The 21,346-nt window shown below is 62.9% G+C and carries 17 protein-coding genes and 1 pseudogene; 12 read left to right on the top strand and 6 right to left on the bottom strand.

The window, feature by feature from the left end:
* From EOB49_RS26195 to gltX, 6 genes are all read left to right on the top strand, one after another.
* The coding region (locus EOB49_RS26195; RefSeq protein ID WP_127382680.1) for a DNA-3-methyladenine glycosylase I at positions 1–545 on the top strand (545 nt) is incomplete at its 5' end.
* 129 nt (positions 546–674) lie between these two features.
* Positions 675–2,351, top strand: coding sequence for an NAD+ synthase (locus tag EOB49_RS26190; RefSeq protein ID WP_127327284.1), 1,677 nt, complete (start codon positions 675–677; stop codon positions 2,349–2,351).
* A gap of 39 nt (positions 2,352–2,390) precedes the next feature.
* Entirely contained in the window at positions 2,391–2,801 is a 411-nt protein-coding gene (locus tag EOB49_RS26185) for a GNAT family N-acetyltransferase (protein ID WP_127268639.1), read from the top strand.
* A 378-nt stretch (positions 2,802–3,179) separates the two neighbouring features.
* Complete coding sequence (locus EOB49_RS26180) at positions 3,180–4,985, top strand: ABC transporter ATP-binding protein (RefSeq protein WP_127382679.1); 1,806 nt, start codon at positions 3,180–3,182, stop codon at positions 4,983–4,985.
* A 231-nt stretch (positions 4,986–5,216) separates the two neighbouring features.
* A complete protein-coding gene (locus EOB49_RS26175) occupies positions 5,217–6,422 on the top strand; it encodes a hypothetical protein (RefSeq protein WP_245472844.1) in 1,206 nt (401 codons plus the stop codon).
* A gap of 333 nt (positions 6,423–6,755) precedes the next feature.
* The gene (gene gltX / locus EOB49_RS26170) at positions 6,756–8,129 is read left to right on the top strand and encodes a glutamate--tRNA ligase (RefSeq protein WP_127382678.1); all 1,374 of its coding nucleotides are present in this window, start codon (positions 6,756–6,758) and stop codon (positions 8,127–8,129) included.
* On the opposite strand, the gene EOB49_RS26165 is transcribed toward gltX, so the two are convergent.
* From EOB49_RS26165 to EOB49_RS26155, 3 genes are all read right to left on the bottom strand, one after another.
* Positions 8,047–9,261 carry a DUF2865 domain-containing protein gene (locus EOB49_RS26165; protein WP_127382677.1) on the bottom strand — a complete coding sequence of 405 codons (1,215 nt, stop codon included), beginning with the start codon at positions 9,259–9,261 and terminating at the stop codon, positions 8,047–8,049. The two genes, gltX and EOB49_RS26165, sit on opposite strands and share 83 nt — an antisense overlap.
* 88 nt (positions 9,262–9,349) lie before the next feature.
* A complete protein-coding gene (locus EOB49_RS26160; protein WP_127382676.1) occupies positions 9,350–11,674 on the bottom strand; it encodes an NADP-dependent malic enzyme in 2,325 nt (774 codons plus the stop codon).
* Positions 11,675–11,851: 177 nt separating this feature from the next.
* Positions 11,852–12,631: an SDR family oxidoreductase gene (locus EOB49_RS26155; RefSeq protein ID WP_127382675.1), complete on the bottom strand. Its 780-nt coding sequence runs from the start codon at positions 12,629–12,631 to the stop codon at positions 11,852–11,854.
* Positions 12,632–12,749: 118 nt separating this feature from the next.
* On the opposite strand from EOB49_RS26155, the gene EOB49_RS26150 reads away from it, so the two are divergent.
* Positions 12,750–13,565 carry a UDP-2,3-diacylglucosamine diphosphatase gene (locus EOB49_RS26150; protein ID WP_127382674.1) on the top strand — a complete coding sequence of 272 codons (816 nt, stop codon included), beginning with the start codon at positions 12,750–12,752 and terminating at the stop codon, positions 13,563–13,565.
* Positions 13,566–13,690: 125 nt separating this feature from the next.
* The gene (locus EOB49_RS26145) at positions 13,691–14,905 is read left to right on the top strand and encodes an MFS transporter (protein WP_127382673.1); all 1,215 of its coding nucleotides are present in this window, start codon (positions 13,691–13,693) and stop codon (positions 14,903–14,905) included.
* On the opposite strand, the gene dgcA is transcribed toward EOB49_RS26145, so the two are convergent.
* On the bottom strand, positions 14,876–15,859 hold the full coding sequence (gene dgcA, locus EOB49_RS26140; RefSeq protein WP_127382672.1) for an N-acetyl-D-Glu racemase DgcA: 984 nt from the start codon (positions 15,857–15,859) through the stop codon (positions 14,876–14,878). The genes EOB49_RS26145 and dgcA overlap by 30 nt on opposite strands.
* Before the next feature lie 76 nt (positions 15,860–15,935).
* Here dgcA and EOB49_RS26135 point away from each other — a divergent pair, with 76 nt between their 5' ends.
* From EOB49_RS26135 to EOB49_RS26120, 4 genes and pseudogenes are all read left to right on the top strand, one after another.
* Complete coding sequence (locus EOB49_RS26135; RefSeq protein WP_023810578.1) at positions 15,936–17,123, top strand: ABC transporter permease; 1,188 nt, start codon at positions 15,936–15,938, stop codon at positions 17,121–17,123.
* Between the two features lies 1 nt (position 17,124).
* Positions 17,125–17,946 (top strand): ABC transporter ATP-binding protein, encoded by an 822-nt coding sequence (locus EOB49_RS26130; protein WP_127327293.1) that lies wholly within the window; start codon positions 17,125–17,127, stop codon positions 17,944–17,946.
* A 14-nt stretch (positions 17,947–17,960) separates the two neighbouring features.
* Positions 17,961–19,336, top strand: a pseudogene (locus tag EOB49_RS26125) (MlaD family protein).
* Complete coding sequence (locus tag EOB49_RS26120) at positions 19,317–20,024, top strand: ABC-type transport auxiliary lipoprotein family protein (protein ID WP_127327295.1); 708 nt, start codon at positions 19,317–19,319, stop codon at positions 20,022–20,024. The pseudogene EOB49_RS26125 and the gene EOB49_RS26120 overlap by 20 nt, the downstream one beginning before the upstream one ends.
* A 52-nt stretch (positions 20,025–20,076) precedes the next feature.
* On the opposite strand, the gene EOB49_RS26115 is transcribed toward EOB49_RS26120, so the two are convergent.
* Together EOB49_RS26115 and EOB49_RS26110 are read right to left on the bottom strand one after the other, a co-directional pair.
* Complete coding sequence (locus tag EOB49_RS26115) at positions 20,077–20,691, bottom strand: 3'-5' exonuclease (protein ID WP_127322688.1); 615 nt, start codon at positions 20,689–20,691, stop codon at positions 20,077–20,079.
* A gap of 187 nt (positions 20,692–20,878) precedes the next feature.
* Positions 20,879–21,346: hypothetical protein (locus EOB49_RS26110; RefSeq protein ID WP_164781812.1), on the bottom strand; the 468-nt coding region annotated here is incomplete at its 5' end.

The raw sequence follows: 21,346 nt of genomic DNA, 5'->3' as shown, positions 1-21,346 counted from the left end.
GCGTCATCGAGCAGAAATGGCCGGGCTTCGAGGAGGCGTTTCTGCGCTTCGAGCCGAAGCGGCTGTTGTTCCAGCCCGATGATTTCTGGCACGATCTGACGGCCGACCAGCGCATCGTGCGCAACCCGCAGAAGATCAGATCCGTGCGCGACAACGCCGCCTTCGTCGAGCGCGTGTCGAAGGAATATGGCGGCTTCGGCCAATTCCTCGCAAACTGGCCGGCGGACGACCAGGTCGGGCTGATGGCCTGGCTCGGCAAGCATGGCAGCCGGTTGGGCGGCAATACGGGCCAGTATTTCCTGCGCTGGCTGGGTTGGGATGCGTTCGTCATCTCGGGCGATATGGCCACGGCGTTGCGCGACGCTGGCCTCGACATCGCCGAAAGCCCGACCTCGAAGAGGGACCTCGACAAGATCCAGGCACAGATCAACCAGTGGGTGGTGCAGACAGGCCTGCCGCGCCGGCATATTTCACGCATCCTGGCGATGTCGATCGGCGAGAATCATTCGCCGCAAGCGTTGCGCGAATATATGGGCGACGATTGATACCTGGTCGTCTCGCCACGATTGAAGCACGTCGATCGGTCCGCACACGATTGACGTATGTCAATCGGTCCGAATTGGTCCAAACGAACGCCATTGCCCGGGCAATTTTGCCGCGCTAAGTCAGCAGGCATGACCAAGAAGCTCGACATCCTGCGCATCGCCGTCGCCCAGCTCAATCCGACTGTCGGCGACATATCAGGCAATCTCGCCAAGGCCCGCGAGGCGAGGGCGGATGCCGCACGCCAAGGCGCCGATCTCGTGCTCTATACCGAGCTTTTCCTCGCCGGCTACCCGCCGGAGGATCTGGTGCTGAAGCCGGCCTTTTTGAAAGCCTGCGAAAAGGCGGCACAGGACTTTGCCGCCGACACCGCGGATGGCGGTCCCGGCGTCATCATCGGCACGCCGTTGAAGCGCAAGAGCGGCACGCACAATTCGATCGTCTTCGCCGATGGCGGCAAGATCATCGCCGAACGCTACAAGCTCGATCTGCCGAACTACGGCGAGTTCGACGAGAAGCGCGTCTTCCAGGCCGGACCCGAGATCCAGGGGCCGGTCAATTTCCGCGGCGTGCGCATCGGAGTTCCGATCTGCGAGGACATCTGGGGCGATGTCGATATCTGCGAGTCGCTGGCCGAAAGCGGGGCGGAAATCCTGCTGGTGCCGAACGGCTCGCCCTATTATCGCGCCAAGATCGATGTCCGCCACCAGGTCGTCATCCGCCAGGTCATCGAATGCGGGCTGCCGATGATCTATGCCAACCAGCTTGGCGGGCAGGACGAGTTGATCTTCGACGGCGCGTCGTTTGCCATTGGCGCCGACAAGACGCTTGCCTTCCAGATGAGCCAGTTCGAGGAAGCGGTCGACATCACCACCTGGAAAAGACAAGGGGATCACTGGGTCTGCTCGGAAGGGCCGATGTCGAAAATCCCGGACCGGGAGGAGGCCGACTATCGCGCCTGCATGTTGGGCCTGCGCGACTACGTCAACAAGAACGGCTTCAAGAATGTGGTGCTTGGTCTGTCCGGCGGCATCGATTCGGCGATCTGCGCGGCGCTCGCCGTCGATGCGCTCGGCGAGGAACGCCTGCGCGCCGTCATGATGCCCTATCGCTACACCTCGAAGGACTCGCTGAAGGATGCCGAGGATTGCGCCCGGGCGCTCGGCTGCCGCTATGACATCGTGCCGATCTTCGAGCCGGTCGAAGGGTTCCTGCACGCGCTGACGCAGATGTTCGAAGGCACCAAGGAAGGCATCACCGAGGAGAATTTGCAGAGCCGCGCGCGCGGCACCATCCTGATGGCGATCTCCAACAAGTTCGGCTCGATGGTTGTCACCACGGGCAACAAGAGCGAGATGTCGGTTGGCTACGCCACGCTCTATGGCGACATGAATGGCGGCTTCAATCCGATCAAGGACCTTTACAAGATGCAGGTCTACGCGCTGTCGCGCTGGCGCAACAGCCACGTGCCGCCGGGCGCGCTCGGGCCCTCGGGCGAGGTGATCCCGAAAAACATCATCGACAAGGCGCCATCGGCGGAATTGCGCGAGAACCAGACCGACCAGGATTCGCTGCCGCCCTATCCGGTGCTGGACGACATCCTCGAATGCCTGGTGGAAAATGAGATGGGTGTCGACGACATCGTCGCGCGCGGCCATGACCGGGCGACGGTGACGCGCATCGAGCACCTGCTCTACATCGCAGAATACAAGCGACGGCAGGCGGCGCCGGGCGTGAAGATCACCAAAAAGAATTTTGGCCGCGACCGCCGCTATCCCATCACCAACCGGTTCAGGGATCGCAGCTAGGTACCGAAAGCGCACGCGGCGGCGCGACCGGAGACAGCCATGCCCGATTGTGAGATCAGCTTCGACATGTCACGGATCGATTTCCGCGCGACATCGGACCTGTTGATGGCAAGCTATTGGGGCGCCGGACGCACTGATGAAGTCCATCGCCGCGCCTTTGCCAATTCGCTTTGCGTCGGCGCCTATGTCGACGGCAGGCAAGTCGGCTTCGGCCGCGCGATCACCGACCGCACGGTGTTCGCCTATCTCGCCGACATCATCATCTGGCCCGGGCATCGCGGGCAAGGCATCGGCAGCCGGCTCGTCCAGGCCCTTATCGATCATCCTGAAGTCAGGACTGTTTTCCACTGGAGCCTGTCGACCAGCGACGCACACGGCGTCTATGAGAAGCTTGGGTTCAAGCCATCGACCGATGGCCGCTACATGCGCTTGGATCGCATTCCTGAATGAGGCGCGCGGCTTGCTCCGTTGTTGCAAAATAATCGCAGTGGTTGGACCAGATACACTTTTGGCGTGAACTCGTCTTGGCGATGCATCGGAGCGTCTCTATAAGGACACCTCCGCAATTGTCTTGCGGGAGGTCCGAATGGCAGTATTTCACATGGTAATGCGAGGCCGCGAAGCCTAGGTCTCATCCGGCGCTCCGCGAAGGTTTCCCCTTCGTGCCGATGCCGGACCGAGCACAGGCTTATGCCGATGCCGATCGCCGCCCGATTTGGGCGATACGCCAAATATGCCACTCCGCTTCCGGGCACTCATTGGCTCCTTGCGCGGCTTCTTCAATTTTCGACTTACTGGGATCGGGCTCGTTTGTGCCCGAATGACATCATGGCTCGTTTCAAGATCGATTTGCGCGCGAGCGCCTTTCGCAGCGTTCTTGGCTTCACGCTCACTCATTGGCGGCGTCAGCCCTGGCGGCTCTCGCTCATCATGGGCAGCTTCCTGCTGTCGACGCTGGCCGATGTGCTGACGCCGCTCTACTCCGGCCGGCTGGTCGACGCCGTCGCCAGCAGCGCCGGCGCCGACGCGATTGCCTGGAATGCCGCGATGACGGCGTTCTCGATGTTGATGGCGCTCGCGCTGGCCGGCGTCGTGTTGCGCAACCTGGCGTTCATGGGGATCGTCGAGCTGACTTTGAAGATGATGGCCGACATTGCCGCCGATGCTTTCCATCGCGTCCAGCGCTTTTCCACCGACTGGCATGCCAACAGCTTTGCCGGCTCGACCGTGCGCAAGGTGACGCGCGGCATGTGGGCGCTCGACCTGCTCAACGACACCATCCTCATCGCGCTGCTGCCGTCAATCGTCATGCTGGTCGGCTCGACATTGCTGCTCGGCTGGTTCTGGCCGTTGATGGGGGCGGTCGTTGCTGCCGGTTCGGTGCTGTTCATCACGGTGACGGCGCTGCTGTCGCTTGGCTATGTCGCGCCGGCGGCAAGGCTCGCCAACACCTGGGATACCCGCCTCGGCGGCTCGCTGGCCGACGCGGTCAGCTGCAACGCCGTGGTCAAGGGCTTTGGCGCCGAGGAGCGCGAAGAACGCCGACTGGCCAAGGTCGTCGCCAAATGGCGTGCGCGTACACGGCGCACCTGGGTGCGCGGCACCATCAACGGCACCACGCAAGGGGTGCTGCTGCTGGTCATGCGCGCCGCGGTGATCGGCCTGGCGCTGATGCTGTGGTCGTGGGGGCAGGCGAGCGCCGGCGACGTTGCCTTCGTGCTGACCTCGCTCTTCGTGCTGCAGGGCTATCTCAGGGATATCGGCACGCATATCCGCAATCTGCAGCGCTCCATCAACGATATGGAAGAGCTGGTCGATTTCCAGTCCGAACCGCTCGGCATCGAGGACCGGCCCGGTGCCAAGCCGATCCGGATCACCGAAGGACGGATCAGCTTTGACAACGTCACCTTTCACTATGGCCATCACCGATCGGCGCTTTACCGCGACTTTTCGGTCGATATCGCGCCGGGTGAGCGCGTCGGGCTGGTCGGCCATTCGGGGTCGGGCAAGACGACCTTCGTCAAGCTTATCCAGCGGCTCTATGATGTGAATGCGGGGAAAATCCTGGTCGACGGCCAGGACATCTCGCAGGTGGCGCAAGCCTCGTTGCGCGGGCAGATCGCCATCGTTCAGCAGGAGCCGATCCTGTTCCACCGGTCGCTGGCCGAAAACATCGCCTATGCCAGGCCGAGTGCTACGCAGGATGAGATCGAGCATGCCGCGAAGTTGGCGAGTGCGCATGACTTCATCACCAGCCTGCCGAAGGGCTATGGCACGCTGGTCGGGGAACGCGGCGTGAAACTGTCGGGCGGCGAACGTCAGCGCGTGGCGATCGCGCGCGCCTTCCTTGCCGATGCGCGCATCCTGATCCTCGACGAGGCGACATCGAGCCTCGATTCGGAATCGGAGGTGCTGATCCAGCAGGCGATGGAGCGGCTGATGGTCGGCCGCACGACGCTGGTCATCGCGCACCGGCTTTCGACGGTGAGGGCGCTGGACCGGCTGCTGGTCTTCGATCGCGGCAACATCGTCGAGGAAGGCTCGCATGATGAACTGATCCGGCTGAAAGGCGGCATCTACCGCCGCCTGTTCGAGCGCCAGGCATTGGAACTGACCAAGGGACTTGTGAGCTGAATTGAGGCGGCCTTCAGCTTCGGCCGGAGGCCGCCTCTGTCCGGCACGGTCAGCCCAGCGGGCTGGAGCAGGGCATGCGATCGCAAGGCCGCGGCCAACCCGCCGATCAGCGCATCGATGCTGGCCGACTTGATTTGCCTGTGAAGCCCTGTCCGGATAGTAAGTCTTGAGACCTCTGTTCATCATACTGACCGAGATACGTTGTTTCTACCATTGGTTGATATATATCCGATGGAGGGCAACCCACGGACGTTCTTCACGATGCATCTTTCTGCAAATGCCGAGGAGAAGTTGGCTGCGCCGTCAGTGCTGGAATCTCAGCATGGCTCGGTTCGGCCGCTGGCTGCCGAAGATCTCGAGCGCGTCGCCGCACTCTTCCTGACGAAGTTTCGCCGGCGGCGGCGTCACCTCCTCGATCACGCGATCGCGGAGACGGCCGCGTATATGAGAGAGATTTACCTCGACCCTGCCGGCCAGTCCGGGGAAAGCAACGCTCTTGTCCAGATCAACCGGCACGGTCGTCTGGGTGGATTCCTCGGCGTTCTGAAAGCCCGCTACGAGCTCAATGGAGCGGCATTGAATGCGGCGATCATCGGGCCGCTCATGGCCGACCCCGGCACCGATGACGGCTCGGCCGGACCCCAATTGCTGCGTGCCTTGCATCAAGGCGAATTCGATCTGCAGCTGACCGATTCGGCCAACCGGACATCCTTGGCCTTCGCGCGCCCGATGAAGTACCAACTCCTTCCTGTGCATTGTCTGGGATGGACATATGTTTTCCGGCCGGCGGCGATGGCCGCCGCCGCACTGCACCGTAAATGGCCTGGCCTGCCTCGCCTTGTACTCGATCCATGCGCAAGAGCATTCGATGCTCTCGCCAAGAAAAGGTTCGAGCCACCGGTCCTCCATTCATCGTCGCATCGCACCCATCGTGAGCCGATCGATGCCGTTCAATTTGCCGAGAAGCTGCCGACCCTCCTGTCTGGTTACGCTCTTCGGCCGAGTTGGAAGGATGGGGAACTTGCACGGCTGCTTGCGCTGGCGGCCGAGAAGCGGGCCGACGGCCCCCTTCATTTCGGTGGGACCTATGACGAAACGGGCAAAATGCTCGGTTGTTATGCCTTCTATGGTCAAGCCGGCGGCGTGGCGAACCTGTTGCAGATCCAGGCATCCGGATTGCACTGGGGCGCGACGCTGGATGCGCTTGTCGCCGCCGCATGGGAGATGGGCTGCGTGGGCATCACCGGACAGACGCAGACCAAATTCATACCTCAACTCTTTGGCTACAAGAATGTCTTCTTCCGCTATGCCGGGGGAACAATGGTCCGCTCGCGGATCGCCGAGGTCACGGAAGCGGTCCGCTCCGGCGACATCTTTATCGGTGGATTGGTGGGCGACCGCTGGACCCGCCTCAGTTCCGATGATTTCGGCCGCTGATCGCCTTCAAGCGCTACAAACTTGGGTTAATGGGTTCCTTCGGAGCCTTCGCCGACGCGTTGGCTGACGGAGCATCAAACGAAAAACCCGCCTGTGCGGCGGGTCGATGGCGCAAATCAGCACCATAGCCAAATATGTACCATAGCTGAGGGCACCGAGTCAAGAAAAAATTCCTATCGTGAAAAGCTGCCGGCACAAAATGGGCACCGCCGGCCTGGGCGCTGTCGGAGCGTCCACCGCCGGTCTTTTCATTCCAGCCGCCATGTTCTATGTCTGCCGGCCAGCGCGGGGGCGCGTCTTGTCAACCACAAAAGCATCCGGTACGCCCCGTTCATGACAGTTACCGTTCGTTTCGCCCCGTCGCCGACCGGCCGCATTCATATCGGCAATGCGCGCACGGCGCTGTTCAACTGGCTGTTTGCCATGAACAACAAGGGCCGATTCATCCAGCGCTTCGACGACACCGACATTGCGCGCTCGAAGCAGGAGTTTTCCGACGCCATCCTCTACGACCTGCATTGGTTGGGCATTTTTCCCGACGCCACCGAGTACCAGTCGCGGCGCTTCGAAGTCTATGACGCGGCGGTCGAGAGGCTGAAGACGGCAGGCGTTCTCTATGCCTGCTATGAAACGCCGGAGGAACTCGATCTCAGGCGCAAGGTGCGCCGCACGCGCGGCCTGCCGCCGGTCTATGGCCGCGAGGCGTTGACTCTGACGCACGAGCAGATCGCCGAATACCAGGCCGATGGCCGCCGGCCGCACTGGCGGTTTCTCCTCCCCAATTTCTTAGGCGATCCACAACAGCCCGAACGCACCGAAATCCACTGGAACGACCTGGTGCGCGGCGAGGAAACCGTCGATCTCGCTTCGCTTTCCGACCCGGTCCTGATACGCGAGGACGGCACCTATCTCTACACGCTGCCTTCCGTCGTCGACGACATTGAGATGGGCGTCAGCCATGTCATCCGGGGCGACGACCACGTCACCAACACCGGCGTGCAGATCGCCCTGTTCCAGGCGCTGGCTGCCGAGCCGCCAGTGTTCGGCCACCATAATCTCCTGACCACCGCATCGGGCGAGGGCTTGTCGAAGCGCACCGGCGCACTCTCGATTGAAAGCCTGCGCGAGGACGGCATCGAGCCGATGGCCGTCGCATCATTGGCCGTCCTGGTAGGCACTTCGGAGAATGTCGCGGCGGTGCCGACGATGGGCGAACTCGCCGAACGCTTCGATCCGGCGGCGACATCGAAATCCGCCGCCAAGTTCGATCCGGACGAGCTGTTCGTGCTCAACCGGTCGCTGCTGCACCACATGCCGTTCGCCGAGGCACAAGACCGTCTGATCGTGCTCGGCGTCTCCGGCGAGCAAGCCGAACCGTTCTGGCTGGCGGTGCGCGGCAATCTCGACAGGCTGGCCGATGCGGTCAACTGGTGGCGCATCCTGCGCGAAGGACCGCAAGAGAAGCCGGAATTTTCCGATGAGGACCGCGACTTTCTTCGACAGGCGTTCGACCTGTTGCCGGAGGAACCCTGGACCGCGACGATCTGGAAGGACTGGACGGGCAAGATCAGGGAAGCGACCGGTCGCAAGGGCAAGGCGTTGTTCATGCCGCTCAGGACAGCCCTTACCGGACTGCCTTCGGGGCCGGAGCTTGCAGATCTATTGCCGCTGATGGGTCGGGTAGGAACGTTGGCCCGACGACCCTGACCTTGCGCTGTTCCGGCGGCAGCGCGGACACCGGCGACATCACCGGCTTGGCGGAAAGCCGCTTGATCGCCTCGCGGTCGAGCCCGCCTTCCTGATTGGCCAGCGTTTCGGGATCGGCACCTGGATCCGGTTTGGAGATCGGCACCGGAATGAACGGTGCGGAGTCCGTCTCGGGTTGCAACTGTTCCGGATTTTGCGGGTTGCCGGCGATGATCTGAAAACCCTGCGCGGCGGCGTTGCAGCCGCAAGCCGGCGGCCGCGACATATCGGGCTGCTTGTAGAGATAGGCGGTCGGCAATTCGCTGTAGGGCCGGCCGGTGACGGATGACGTCATCGAGGCCGAATCGTCGCCCATGCCGCGCGAATAGAAAACCTGCATTTCGGTGCCGGGGCAGCTCGATTCGCAATTCTTCTGGTCACGTTCGAAATCGCCTGCCGAGGCTGAGTTCGACATCGGGAAGAAGTAGCCGTCGCAGGTGCGCACACAGGAAGTGTGGAACTCACCGCCGACGCTCGGAAAATCGGGTATGCCGGGCTGGTTGAGCACACGGCGGACATTGCGCTCCTCGCCGGGATCGTCGGGCTGGTTGGGCTCATCAAGCATATCGAGCTGCTGGCTGTTGCCGCCAAAAAGCTGATCGAACAGGTTTGCGCTGCCGCCCTCGCGGTTGGCTTCCTGCAAAGGCGCCCGCTGAGGCGCAACGGCGTCGTCGCGGCAGCCATTGGCGTCAAGCGCCGCCAGGATGCGTCCGCGGTCGCGGCGCGAGCCGCCGCCGGCCAGCCGCTCGCGCTTGTTCTGCAAGGCGTCGAGATTGGCATTCATGCGATCGATGGTGGCGTTTAGCCCGGCGCATTGATTGAGGTTGCGGCCAAACAGCGAAAAGCCGCATCCGGCCCGGCTCGCCTGGCCGCGGGCTTTCGAAATCTGCTCATGCTGCCTGGCAATTGCGGAATCGTATTTCCGGATCAGCGCCGGACCGCCACCACCGCCGCGCGAGGACGCGGCAAGATCGGCTTCCAGCTGGCGGCAGACCCGCGAAGCAGCCTGTGGCTCGGCTACCCCCCAGGTTGCGGACAACAGGAGGCCAAGCAGCATGGCAGCATGCGCCTGCTTCCACCCTCCGCTTGCCATCCGCCCAAACTCCGCCTGCCAAATCCGACTGTTAGCCCGCAATGCTACCGTGTTCGCGGTTAACTGCAGTTTACCGCGAAATCCGTGTTCAGCCCAGATTGACGACCGCCTGTGCCTTGTGGGCGGCTTCCACGACGGCAAGCGCCGTCATGTTGACGACGCCGCGCGAGGTGACCGACGGCGTCAATATATGCGCCGGCATGTCCGTGCCGAGCAGGATCGGCCCGACGTGCAGCGCATCCATCATGGTCCTGAGAGCCGTCAGCGTGATGTTGGCCGAATCGAGGTTGGGGAACACCAGCAGATTGGCTTCGCCCTTCAGCCGTGAATGCGGATAGACGCGCTGGCGCAGATGCTCCGACAGAGCGGAATCGGCGTGCATCTCGCCATCGCATTCCAACTCTGGGGCAATGCGCGCCAGGATCGCCGCCGCTTGCCGCATCTTCAGGGCACTTGGCGAATCGCGCGAGCCGAAATCCGAATGCGAGAGCAGCGCTGCCTTCGGCTCGATGCCGAAGCGCTGGATTTCTTCCGCCGCCAGCACCGTCATCTCAGCGATTTCTTCCGCCGTCGGATCGACGGAGACATGCGTGTCGGTCAGGAAGATGATGCCGCGCTGCGAGATCAGCATCGAGAGCGTCGACAGGTCGCGATCCTTGACGCCGGTGCGCGGGCCGATGATCAAGGTGACGTTGCGCAGATGCCGCTCGAAGCGCCCTTCAAGGCCGCAGACCATGGCGTCGGCATCGCCGCGTTTCAGCGCAAGTGCTGCGATCACCGTGTTGTCGGTGCGGACCATGGTGCGCGCGGCTTCCGTCGTGACGCCACGCCGGCCGGCGAGTTCGATCAGAAGGTCGACATAGTGGCGGTAGCGCGGATCGTCTTCCGGGTTGATCAGGCCGAAATCCACACCGGGCTTGATGCGCAAGCCGTAGCGCTTCAGGCGCACCTCGATGACGTGCGGCCGGCCGATCAGGATCGGCTCGGCGATGCCTTCTTCGAGCACCACCTGGGCGGCGCGCAGCACGCGCTCATCCTCGCCGTCGGCATAGATGACGCGCTTGGCGCTCGATGCCTTGGCGGACGAGAACACCGGCTTCATCACCAGGCCGGAGCGGAAGACGAAGCGGTTCAGCTTGTCGATATAGGCGGCGAAGTCGGTGATCGGCCTTGTCGCGACACCGGTGTCGCAGGCGGCCTTGGCGACCGCGGGCGCTATGCGCAGGATCAGGCGTGGATCGAAGGGCGAAGGGATCAGGAATTCAGGGCCGAAGATCGGCGTCTCGCCGGAATAGGCGCGGGCCGCGACATCTGAAGGTTCCTCGCGTGCCAGCGCTGCGATTGCCCGCACCGCCGCCATCTTCATCTCCTCATTGATGGCGCTGGCGCCGCAGTCCAGCGCGCCGCGAAAGATGTAAGGAAAGCACAGTACGTTGTTGACCTGATTGGGAAAATCGGACCTGCCTGTGCAGATCATCGCATCGGGACGCGCCGCACGCGCTATTTCCGGCATGATCTCCGGATTGGGGTTGGCCAGCGCCAGGATCAGCGGTTTTGGCGCCATGTGCTCAAGCAGTTCCGGCTTCAGCACGCCTGCCGCCGACAAGCCGAGGAAGACGTCGGCACCCGATATGACGTCGGCCAGCGTGCGCGCCTCGGTGTCCTTCACATAAGGGTCTTTCCAGCGGTCCATCTCGTCGGTGCGCCCCTTGTAGGCAACGCCGAAACGGTCGGTGACCCAGATGTTTTCGACCTTGGCGCCGAGCGAGACCAGCAGGTTGAGACAGGCAAGGGCGGCAGCCCCGGCGCCGGAGGTGACGATCTTGATTTCCGATATGGTCTTGCCGGCGAATTCCAGCCCGTTGAGCACGGCGGCAGCGACGATGATGGCGGTGCCATGCTGGTCGTCGTGGAACACCGGTATCTTCATGCGCGCCTTCAACTGTTCCTCGACCTCGAAGCATTCTGGCGCCTTGATGTCCTCGAGATTGATGCCGCCGAAAGTCGGCTCGAGCGCCGAGATCGTCTCGACCATGCGCTCGATACCGGGCGCGTCGATCTCTATGTCGAAGACATCGATGCCGGCGAACTTCTTGAACAGGACGGCCTTGCCTTCCATCACCGGCTTGGAGGCCAGCGGGCCGATATTGCCGAGGCCGAGCACCGCCGACCCGTTGGTGACGACACCGACCAGATTGGCGCGCGCGGTGTAGTCGGCGGCGGTCGCCGGATCGTCGCGGATTTCCAGGCAAGGGGCGGCGACGCCAGGCGAATAGGCGAGCGCGAGGTCGCGCTGATTGCCGAGCGGCTTGGTCGCCTGTATCTCGAGTTTTCCCGGCCTTGGGTGCTTGTGGAAGTAGAGGGCGGCTTCGTCGAGGTCCGAACGTACCGTCTTTTTGCTCTCGCCTTCCATGCGGCCGCTCCCTCGAAATCTGGCTGGAGATTCCCTTTTAGCATGCAGCCGTGGTTTTTCGCGACGCTAATTGACGCGCAGGCAGCTTTACCGACCAGTGCGTAGAAAGCCTTGAACGATCAAATGCTTATGCCGATTTTCTGATGAATAGTTCCTGCAGTTTCACGGACAAGTTGATCAAAAGGCGCTGACGTAGAGACCACCATCGACCGGTATGTTCTGCCCGGTCAGATAGCCCGCATGGACCGAGCACAGGAAGGCGCAGATCTGGCCGAATTCTTCCGGCGTGCCGAGCCGCTTGGCCGGAACGTCGGCGCTGATGCGGGTCTTGCGCGCGGCCGCGGCCTCAGGGCTTTCGACGCTGCCGGCTTCATGCGGGCCGCGCAGCCGGTCGGTGTCGAGCTTGCCCGGCAAAAGACTGTTGATGGTCACGTTGCGGTCGATCACCGTTCTGGCCACGCCGGCAAGGAACGAGGTCAGGCCGGCGCGCGCGCCGGACGACAGGTCGAGGCCGGGAATGGGCACATAGACCGACAGCGAGGTGATGTTGACGATGCGGCCGAAGCCGCGTGCCGCCATGCCGTCCAGCACGACCTGCACCAGCTCGATCGGCGTCACCATGTTCTGGGTGACGCCTTCGAGGATCTTTTCGCGATCGAGCGTGCGGAAATCGCGAAGCGGCGGGCCGCCATTGTTGTTGACCAGGATGTCCGGCTCGGGGCAAGCCGCGAGCAGCGCCTTCTGCACCTCCGGCTTCGAAACGTCGCCGACGACTTCCGTCACCGTGACGCCATATCGCTCGCGCAACTCCGCGGCGGTTTTCGCCACCAGTTCGGCGTTGCGCCCGTTGACCACGACATCGCAGCCGGCCTCGGCCAGCGCCATGGCGCAACCGCGCCCAAGTCCCTTGCTCGAAGCGCAGACGATGGCCTTCTTTCCGCGGATACCGAGATCCATGACGATTTCTCCTGTGATTTGGCCGGCAAGCTAGTCCTTCGGCTGGACCAATCGCAACCGTCATACGGTTGTTGCATGAATCGGGGCATAGGCTCGCGAAAGCAACGGTGAAATCGCGATGTCCGGCCAAGAGCCCCGCACTTTCCGCAGCATGTTCATTTCCGATGTCCATCTGGGCTCGAAGGCGGCCAAGGCCGAGTTCCTGATCGATTTCCTTCGATATCACGATGCCGATATCATCTATCTGGTGGGCGACATCGTCGACGGCTGGCGGCTGCGGCGGAGCTGGCACTGGCCGCAAAGCCACAATGACGTCGTGCAGAAACTGCTGCGCAAGGCGCGCAAGGGCGCCAACATCACCTACATCGCCGGCAACCATGACGAGTTCGCCCGCCAGTTCCAGGGCGTGCATTTCGGCGGCATCGTCGTCGCCGACCGCGCCATCCACGCGACTGCCGACGGCAAGCGCCTGCTCGTCATCCATGGCGACCAGTTCGACACCGTGGTCCACAATGCGCGCTGGCTCGCCTATCTCGGCGACCACGCCTATGACGCGGCCATGCTGGTCAACCGCGTGGTGACGCGGCTGCGCCAACTGCTCGGCCTGCCGTATTGGTCGTTTTCGTCCTGGGCCAAGCAAAACGTGAAGAAGGCGGTGAACTTCATCGGCTCGTTCCAGACCATGCTTGCGGATGAGGCACGTCGTTCACACGTCGACGGCGTCATTTGCGGCCACATCCATCATGCCGTCATCGAGAATTTTGGCGATGTCCAGTACATCAACACCGGCGACTGGGTGGAAAGCTGCACGGCCGTGGTCGAGCATTTTGACGGCCGCATGGAAATCCTGACCTGGGCGCAGGTGCTGCCAGAAGCGCCGGACGAGCCCTTTGTCCCGTTGCTCATCGCGGACCGGGTAGGGCAGGCGGCATAGTCCGAAGTCTTTTTCGGGCTTCGGAATCGATCAATTAGTCCAACCGGTTTCGTCCGGTTTTCGTCCATGTTAAGGGATCGATACGCGTTGCCGTCCGGTCGAATACAGCGCGATTGGATCGATTCATGGCCCTGCCGCAGCTCTCGCCCGAACAACTCGTCAAGCCGCGCCATTTCGAACTGCGCATGAGCCTGATCTTCGCGACGCTGTACGTGCCGCTCGGAACGCATTTGCCTTATTTTCCACTGTGGCTGCAGGCCAAGGGTTTTCACGCCGAGCAGATCGCCGTCATTCTGGCGGCGCCGATGTTCCTGCGCGTGGTGACGACGCCGTTACTGACCGCGTTGGCCGACCGTGCCAGGGACCGCGCCGATGTCTATGTCGCGCTGATGGTTGCATCACTGCTCCTGTCGGCAGGCTATTTCCTGCCGCCGACCTATGCGATGGTGCTGGCGGTCTCATTGGCGTTGACCATTGTCTGGACGCCGCATTCGCCGATCGCCGATTCGCTGGCGCTTTCGGGTGTCCGCCGCTTCGGTTCGAACTACACAAGCATGCGCAAATGGGGCTCGATCTCCTATCTCTGCGCCAATGTCGCCGGCGGCTTCATTCTGTCGGCAGCCGGCTCGCAGGCCGTTCCGGTTATCATTCTGGCGGCGTTTGCCGCGGCCCTTGCCGCCGGCCTGCTGGCGCCGCGTCTAGGCCGTCCGCGGCGCGCCTCACCGCTGTCGGCCACCGACATCCAGCATTCGGCGCCGAAGCTTCTCAACCCGTATTTCCTGTATTTTTCCGTCGGCGTCGGCGTCATAACCGCCAGCCACGCATTCCTCTACGGTTTCGTCTCCATCTACTGGAAATCGATCGGCCTCAGCGATTCGGTTGTCGGTCTCTTATGGGCTTGGGGCGTGGTGTCGGAAGTCTGCATGTTCATGATGTTCACCCGCTTTTTTGACCGGTTCTCCGTCGTGTCGATCATGGTGATGGCGGGGATCGGCTCCATCGTGCGCTGGATCGCCTTTCCGCTGGTCTGGCCGCTCGGCCTCGGCATTCCCGGTTTCTTCGGTGTCCAGTCGCTGCACTCGGTCTCGGTGGCGCTTGGGCTGATCGGCCTGCAGAAGATGATCGGCGAAACCGTCTCCGAGGAGCGGACAGGTGCCGCGCAAGGCATTGCCTATTTCTCCAACGGCTTCTTCATGGCGGTGGTGACGCTGGCGTCCGGCCCGCTCTACGACCATCTCGGCGTGGACGGCTTCTTTGCCATGATCCCGATCGCCTTGATCGGCCTCGTGCTGATCGGCCTTGCAGCGCGCTCAGCCCCACAGCGCCACATCGGGCGGTGACACCATCGATCCCTGGTAGACAAGGCCCGGTACCCGGTCGCGGGCAAGCAGCAGCGGACCGTCGAGGTCGACGAAATCGGCATGCTGGGCAAGCAGCACCGCTGGCGCCATCGCCAATGACGTGCCGACCATGCAGCCGACCATCACGCCGAAACCGAGTTCGCGGGCGCGATCGCGCAGCACCAGTGCCGCAGTCAGGCCCCCCGACTTGTCGAGCTTGATGTTGACGGCATCGTAGAGACCGACAAGCGCTTCGAGATTCTCAGCCTCGTGCACGCTTTCATCGGCGCAGATCGGCACGGGATGGGCGATATGGCGCAGGATTTCGTCATGACCGGCCGGCAGCGGCTGCTCGATCAGCGCGATACCTTGTTCGGCGGCAAAGGCGAGGTTCGCAACGATGTTGTCGTCGCTCCAGCCCTCATTGGCGTCGAGGATGATGCGGCTGTCTGGCGCTGCCTGCCTGACCGCGCGGATGCGGGCGATGTCGTTGTCGCCGCCGATCTTGACCTTGAGCAGCGGCCGCGCCGCATTGGCGCGAGCCTGCGCCGCCATCGCCTCCGGCTCGCCCAGCGACAGCGTGTAGGCGGTTTCGAGCGCCTGCAAGGGAAGAGCACCTATCGCGACTGCTACCGAGGTTCCGCTGAGCTTTGCCTCCAGGTCCCACAGGGCGCAGTCTATGGCGTTGCGGGCGGCTCCGGCCGGCATAGCATCGAGCAAGGCGGTCCGGCTGATGCCACCGGCGATCCGGCCGCGCATGGCCTCGATCGCGTCGCGCACGCCCTCCATGGTCTCGCCATAGCGCTTGTAGGGGACGCATTCGCCGCGGCCGAGGTGGCCGCCCTCGCCGATCGTGCAGGAGATCACCTCGGCTTCGGTCTTGGAACCTCGCGAAATGGTGAAGGTTCCGGCGATGGGAAAACGCTCGGCCTCGACCGAAATGACACGCGCCATATTTTTCTGCTCCTGCTGTGCGACAAGCGTTGTCGGCAAATCGACAGGTCAGACCCGTCAGGCTAAACAGGACGCCATGTTGACCATCGGCAAGCGCGACGCAAGCGGCACGACCGCAGGGGAGGCTGACCACGAACCGCGCGTGGCGATCGGCGAGGAGGATGGCGTTCTTGGCTGCGCTTTCTCCGGAATCTGGACCACAAGGACCGTCGCGCTCATCGACGCCGACATGCGCAAGATCGAAAAGCGAAGCGGCTTCAAAACCTTGGCGCTCGATGTTTCCAAGATCGAGAAGATGGACACCGCCGGCGCCTGGCTGATCGACCGGCTGGTCAGCGCCTTCGAGAAGAAGGGCGTCGAGATCCAGATGCAAGGCCAGAGCGAGATCGCTTCGATCCTGCTCGAAGCTGTCGGCGAGGCCGTGCGGCGCGAACCCGAATCCGGCCCGGCGCGACCGCCCAACATCGTCATTCGCGCGCTTGAGGCGGTCGGCCGCCGGGTCTACGAGATGCGCGACGATTTTCTCGCCTCGATGAACATCCTCGGCGCCACCATCCGTGGCGCGCAGATGAAGCTCGGCCGTGGCCATGCCGTCAACCCGGCGGCGATTTTCAACCAGATCGACCGCATGGGCGTCGGCGCCATTCCGGTGGTGGTGCTGATGTCGGCGATCGTCGGCGCCATCGTTGCCCAGCAAGGCGCCTATCAGCTCAGCTATTTCGGCGCCGATATCTTCGTCGTAGACCTGGTCGGCGTGCTGATCCTGCGCGAGCTTGGCGTGCTGATGACGGCAATCATGATCGCCGGCCGCTCCGGCAGCGCGATCACCGCCGAGATCGGCTCGATGAAGATGCGCGAGGAGGTCGACGCGCTGAAGGTCATCGGGCTCAACCCGATCGGCGTCCTGGTCTTTCCCCGGCTCGTGGCGCTGGTCATCGCCTTGCCGTGCCTGACCATCATCGCCAATTTCGCCGCACTCGGCGGCGGCATACTGGCTGCCTGGCTCTATTCCGACATCCCGCCCGCCGCCTTCATCGACCGGTTGCGCGTCGCCATCGATCTCAGCACCATCTTTGCCGGCCTGATCAAGGCGCCGTTCATGGCCATGATCATCGGCACGATTGCCTCGGTCGAAGGCATGAAGGTCGGCGGCAGCGCCGAATCGCTCGGCCAGCATGTTACCGCTTCGGTTGTGAAGTCGATCTTCGTCGTCATCATCCTCGACGGACTTTTTGCCATGTTCTACGCAGCGATCGAGTTCTGAGATGAACCTGCGAAACAGGAAAAGGGCGGGCGCATTGGCGGATGACGCGGGTGAGGGCGACATCGTGCTATCCGCGCACGACATCAGCGTGTCCTTCGCCGACAAGCTTATCCTCGACAGACTGTCGCTCGACATAAGGCGCGGCGAAATCCTTGGATTTGTCGGCGCCTCGGGTGCTGGTAAATCCGTTCTGCTGCGCACCATTCTCGGCCTGACGCGCAAGCAGTCGGGTACGATCAAGCTGTTCGGCGTCGATGTCGAGAAAGCTGATGATGCCGAGCGTCTGCGCATCGACATGCGGCTTGGCGTGCTGTTCCAGCACGGCGCGCTGTTCTCGGCGCTGACAGTGCTGGAAAACGTCCAGGTGCCGATGCGCGAATATCTCGACCTTCCGCGAAAGCTGATGGACGAACTGGCGATGCTCAAGATCGAGCTGGTCGGGCTGCCGCCCGATGCGGCGCAGAAATTCCCGTCCGAACTGTCCGGCGGCATGATCAAGCGCGCCGCGCTGGCCCGGGCACTCGCGCTCGATCCCGACATCGTCTTCCTCGACGAGCCGACATCGGGCCTCGATCCGATCAGCGCGGCGGAGTTCGACGAGCTGGTGGTCAAACTGCGCGATACGATGGATCTGACCGTCTACATGGTGACGCACGATCTCGACACGCTGTTCACCGCTTGCGACCGGGTGGCCGTGCTCGGCAAGAAGAAAGTGCTGGTCGAAGGCACCATCGACGACATGCTGAAGAGCGAGGAACCGTGGGTAAAGTCCTATTTCCGCGGAAAACGCGCCCGGCAACTTGATCTTGCGGCGCGCGCATAGCCATAAGTGGGACAATGGAAACTAGAGCCAACTACGTCATTGTCGGCATCTTCACGCTGGCTGCGATCCTGGCGGCGTTTGCCTTCGTCTACTGGACGGCGGCCATCGGCGACAAGGGCGAGACGACGTTGCTGCGCGTGCGCATTCCGGGCTCTGCGTCCGGGCTTGGCCGCGGCAGTTTCGTGCTGTTCAACGGCGTCAAGGTCGGCGACGTCAAGCGCGTCTATATCGACGTCGACAATCCGACGGTTGCCATCGCCGATACCGAGATCGACCGCATGACGCCGATCACCAAATCGACGCAAGCCGATATCGGGCTTGCCGGCCTGACCGGGCAGGCCAACATCGAGCTCAAGGGCGCCGACCCCAAGGAAGTGAAACTCCTCGACCAGGCGGAAAAGGAAGGCAAGGTCGCCGAGATCGTCGCCAACCCGTCGGCGGTGACCAACCTCTTGCAGACGGCGCAGAATATCTTCACCCGCGCCGACAAGGTGCTGACCGAGCTCGAAGGCTTCACCAGGGACGTTCGCGGGCCGCTGACGCAGACCGTCCAGAATGTTCAGACCTTCTCCGATGCGCTGGCCAAGAATTCGGATGGCATCGACAAATTCCTGTCCGCCGCCAGCACGCTGGCCGATGAGCTGAAAGGCGTTTCTGGCAAACTCGATGGCACGCTGAAGGCGGCCGAAGGCCTTCTCAACGCCGTCGACAAGGACAAGATCAAGAGCATCGTCGCCAATGTCGACGCGGTAACCGGTAACCTCAAGGAGACGTCGAAGCAGCTCGACGGCGTGATCAAGAACGTCGATACAGCCGTGGGATCGGTCAACGACTTCGCCAAACGGACGCAAGGCACGCTGGCCAAGGTCGACAACGTGATCGACGGTATCGATCCCGCACAAGTGCGCTCGGCGCTCGCCAACATCCAAAAGGCCAGCGAGAGCGCCGACAAGGCCGCCGCCGACATCGCGGAGGTGACCCACAAGTTCGCCAACCGGGCCGACGACATCGACCAGACGATCAAGGACGCAAAGCAGCTCGCGCAACGGCTCAACGATGCCTCGGTGCGCGTCGATGGCATTCTTGCCAGGGTCGATACCTTGCTCGGGTCGGGGCAGGCCGACGGCGTGATGGCGGATGCCAGGGCGACGCTGAAGTCGTTCAAGCAGGTTGCCGACACGCTGAATGCCCGCCTTGGCGTCATCACCGACAATCTGGCGCGCTTCTCTGGACAGGGGCTTTCGAATGTCGAGGCTTTGGTGCAGGACAGCCGCCGTTCGATCAGCCGCATCGAAGAGGCGGTGACCGATCTCAGCCGCAATCCGCAGCGCATCCTTTCGGGTGGCGACGGCGAGGTTCGGCACAATTCGATGGCAGGGCGCGGCGTTGACTTCGGCGACGGCGCGCCCCAGAAACATGAGCCGCGAAAGCGGGTCGATCTTACGATCCGGGGACAACGGGGATCGCGCGTGAAGTCTGTATGGGTGAAAACGGGCGGGTTGACTTCGGCTGCGGCACTGCTTGCCTTGACGCTGGCCGGCTGCGCGGCGTTGGGCGGCAAGCCCGCGCCGCTCGATACGTTCGAACTGTCAGCGCCTTCGGTCGACGCGCATGGCCATAGCCGCCGCCAGATCCTGATCGCGCAGCCGTCGGCGCTCAAGGCGCTGGACAGCCAGAATATCGTCATCAAGCCGTCGGATCGGTCGATCCAGTATCTCAAGGGCGCGCAATGGGCCGACCGGCTGCCGTTGATCGTGCAGGCGCGGCTGGCCGAGACCTTCCAGCGTTCAGGCAGCTTTGCCGGCGTCGGCAAGCCGGGCGAGGGCCTGGCGATCGACTATCAGGTGATCGTCGAAATCCGGTCCTTCGAGGTGCGTGTCGACGGCGGCGAACATGCCGAGGTCGATCTGTTCGTGCGGATCCTGAACGATCGCAACGGCGAGGTCCGTGCCTCCAAGAGCTTCACCGCAGCCGCACCCGTCTCGGGCAGCGGCAATCCTGCCTATGTCAGCGCGCTCGACAAGGCGTTCGGCGACGCCGCCGGGCAGATCGTGCACTGGACGGATTCGGTGATCTGAGCGCGGGGCGCGCCGGAATCCCACAAAGCTTCATCCCTCCAGGCTTCTCTGCCTACAAGCGGTCAAAGATTTCCGGGCGGAGCTTTCCGGTCTTCATCAGGTGCTGCAGGGTATAGGTGACGGACAGCGCGTCATCGAGCGCGTCGTGCCCCTGCAATGGCGGGTGTTCGACGCCGTAGTAATCGGCGAGCTTGTTGCTCGGCGTTCTCGCCAGATCCTCGATCGGCATTCCGGCCGCGATCAGCAGCTTGACGGCATTGTCAAACCGGCTGGCCGGGATCGGAGGCTGAATGTCCGCGACATAGCAACTGATGGCGATCATGTTCAATTCGTCCTTGCCCCAGGACCAGAAACGCGCCCCGCCGGAAAAACGATCGACGTCGGCGAGGGCGTCTCCTAGCGCCACCCCCTCGGTCTCCAGATCTTCCTCGGTAATGCCGGTCAGTTTGGTGAAGAACGGGTCGAGGGCGTATCTCTGACCAAACCGGTCGACCGGTCTGATGTAGACCTTGTGTGTGCCGAGCATTGGAAAATCGCCCTCGAGTCCAAGCCTGACGGCGCCGATCTGTGCGATCACCGGGTCAGGATCGTGTGCCGCGCACCAGAATCGGCGTTGCGAGCCCTCCAGGCAAAGAAACTCGCAGTCGAAAATAATTGCCGTCTTCACGATCACACCCTTCGAACGTCAGGGCAGCGGGTATTGTCGGTGGATTTCAGTGCGTCGGAAATCCGACTTTGGACGAGTCCCGAACGCATCGATAGGCTCGGAAAACTTGCTGCGGGCAGGTCGGCGCGTGACGGAGGTTCAGCGCAGTCACAGGCGGGACCATAGCCCCGCCTGTTCAATTCCTGTCTTAATGCAGGCGGCCGCTCGCATGGGCCAGCATGGTGTAGACCTTGCCGGTGTCCGACGTCAGGTAGGTCTGCGCCATGATGTTGTCGCGGTCGTTGCGCGAGACATCCTTGAGCAGCTTCTCGAAATCGTCGCAGTAGCGGTCGACGGCGGCGCGGAACTCGGCCTCGGCCTGATACTTGCGACGGATCTCGTCGAACGTCTGCTGTCCCTTCAACGTGTAGAGCCGCCGCGTGAACACGTCACGCTCGCCACGCCGGTAGCGGTTCCACAGCTCGATCGAAGCCTCGTGGTCGATGGCACGCGCGATATCGACGGAGAGCGAGTTCAGCGATTCCACGACATGCAGGGGCGAGCGCTGGGCGGGGGTAGCGCGCTGCGCTTCCACGGGGGCCGTAGGGGCTGCCGACCTGAGGTCCTCATCGTTCGATGCCGCGGTAAGCAGATCGCGCACCCATCCGCCCTGAGG

Source organism: Mesorhizobium sp. M7A.F.Ca.MR.148.00.0.0 (assembly GCF_003997735.1).
GTDB lineage: Bacteria > Pseudomonadota > Alphaproteobacteria > Rhizobiales > Rhizobiaceae > Mesorhizobium.
This window is presented reverse-complemented; position numbering and strand designations above follow the sequence as displayed.

Bases quoted from the DNA above. Each gene is read 5' to 3' on its own strand.
- EOB49_RS26190 (WP_127327284.1), top strand. From the start codon at position 675: ATGACCAAGAAGCTCGACATCCTGCGCATCGCCGTCGCCCAGCTCAAT.
- EOB49_RS26185 (WP_127268639.1), top strand. From the start codon at position 2,391: ATGCCCGATTGTGAGATCAGCTTCGACATGTCACGGATCGATTTCCGC.
- EOB49_RS26180 (WP_127382679.1), top strand. From the start codon at position 3,180: ATGGCTCGTTTCAAGATCGATTTGCGCGCGAGCGCCTTTCGCAGCGTT.
- EOB49_RS26175 (WP_245472844.1), top strand. From the start codon at position 5,217: ATGGAGGGCAACCCACGGACGTTCTTCACGATGCATCTTTCTGCAAAT.
- gltX (WP_127382678.1), top strand. From the start codon at position 6,756: ATGACAGTTACCGTTCGTTTCGCCCCGTCGCCGACCGGCCGCATTCAT.
- EOB49_RS26165 (WP_127382677.1), bottom strand. From the start codon at position 9,261: ATGGCAAGCGGAGGGTGGAAGCAGGCGCATGCTGCCATGCTGCTTGGC.
- EOB49_RS26160 (WP_127382676.1), bottom strand. From the start codon at position 11,674: ATGGAAGGCGAGAGCAAAAAGACGGTACGTTCGGACCTCGACGAAGCC.
- EOB49_RS26155 (WP_127382675.1), bottom strand. From the start codon at position 12,631: ATGGATCTCGGTATCCGCGGAAAGAAGGCCATCGTCTGCGCTTCGAGC.
- EOB49_RS26150 (WP_127382674.1), top strand. From the start codon at position 12,750: ATGTCCGGCCAAGAGCCCCGCACTTTCCGCAGCATGTTCATTTCCGAT.
- EOB49_RS26145 (WP_127382673.1), top strand. From the start codon at position 13,691: ATGGCCCTGCCGCAGCTCTCGCCCGAACAACTCGTCAAGCCGCGCCAT.
- dgcA (WP_127382672.1), bottom strand. From the start codon at position 15,859: ATGGCGCGTGTCATTTCGGTCGAGGCCGAGCGTTTTCCCATCGCCGGA.
- EOB49_RS26135 (WP_023810578.1), top strand. From the start codon at position 15,936: ATGTTGACCATCGGCAAGCGCGACGCAAGCGGCACGACCGCAGGGGAG.
- EOB49_RS26130 (WP_127327293.1), top strand. From the start codon at position 17,125: ATGAACCTGCGAAACAGGAAAAGGGCGGGCGCATTGGCGGATGACGCG.
- EOB49_RS26120 (WP_127327295.1), top strand. From the start codon at position 19,317: ATGGCAGGGCGCGGCGTTGACTTCGGCGACGGCGCGCCCCAGAAACAT.